Genomic DNA, 1,134 nt, shown 5'->3' with positions numbered 1-1,134 from the left:
TCATGTGACCACGCAGCGGCTCGATCCTCCGAATCGTTAAAAGTAAGCTGTGTGATATTGGTACCATCGATGTTCATGGTGTATATTTCATCGTCGCCATCACGATTAGAATAAAAAAGTATTTCGGATCTATCTGGTGATAAATAGGGTATGCCATCATCCACATCATTGTTTGTTAAATTAGTCAATTCATGTGTATAAGTATCGTAAACATAGATATCACGATCACCATCTCTATTAGAATCAAAATAGACTTTTTGCTGTGTTGGTGTTGGTCTAAAATCTGGCCCCCAGTCAGCTTTTTTAGCATTTGTCATTTGAAATACTTCATCGCTGTCAAGATTTTTAATAAAGATATCTCCTGTACCAAAACTACCTTCTTTATTAAAAGCAACCCACTTTTTGTCAGGAGAATAAACAGGAATCCAGAGAGTTTTCGTATCTTCCATAAAAGGTTCTTTTATACCTGTTGATAGATCCATGGTATATAATTGACTATTTGCATGAAAAATAACATGATTATTATCATAATAATCAATGTATCCAACATGCTGAGTATCAATAATCTTTGGTTCATATGTTTCATCGGCTATGATATCTTTGACATCATAGCCTTCATTCGGCAGTATTATCTCAACAGCACCAACATTTTGAAGGTTCAACGTAATCTTCTTAAATGACTCTTTTTCCAAATAACCATGATGATCTAACATCTGTTGCATCGTTTTTACTCGGATGATTTCACCACTATTCAGGGTGAAGTCTCTATTGATCGTTGCAGCTTTATCAAATGGCAATTCCCATTCATCAAAGAGGTAAACAGCATTCATCAAGACTAGAATGGTTAACGGATCAGGTTGATATTGGGGATCAATTTTATTATTTGTATGATCCAATACCCAATCATTCATTTGCTTGACAACATTTTCATCACTAAAATCCACTTCAAATATCTCAGCATAATAATTTTCTGCTGCATTTGAAATAAACGCGTCCATAAACTTGTAGTTCTCTTTTTGCCAAATAGAATTCGCAATCAAAAGTTTGCTTGTATCCTTATTCACGTAATTGTTTTCATAGATTTTCTTGTTTTCAGATTGTATTTCCTCATCTGAAAATGCATCGATGTGAAGC

General features: G+C 34.3%; 1 protein-coding gene. It reads right to left on the bottom strand.

Annotation, left to right across the window (positions count from 1 at the left end; all coding sequences use genetic code 11):
* On the bottom strand, positions 1-1,134 hold a 1,134-nt coding region (locus JF818_RS14370), incomplete at both ends, for a serpin family protein (RefSeq protein ID WP_198892665.1).

Origin of the sequence: Sphaerochaeta sp. S2 (assembly GCF_016406725.1) — a bacterium.
In the GTDB taxonomy this organism is placed as follows: Bacteria; Spirochaetota; Spirochaetia; order Sphaerochaetales; family Sphaerochaetaceae; genus Sphaerochaeta.
Note: the sequence above shows the minus strand (reverse complement) of the source record. Positions and strands in the feature narration are given on the sequence as shown.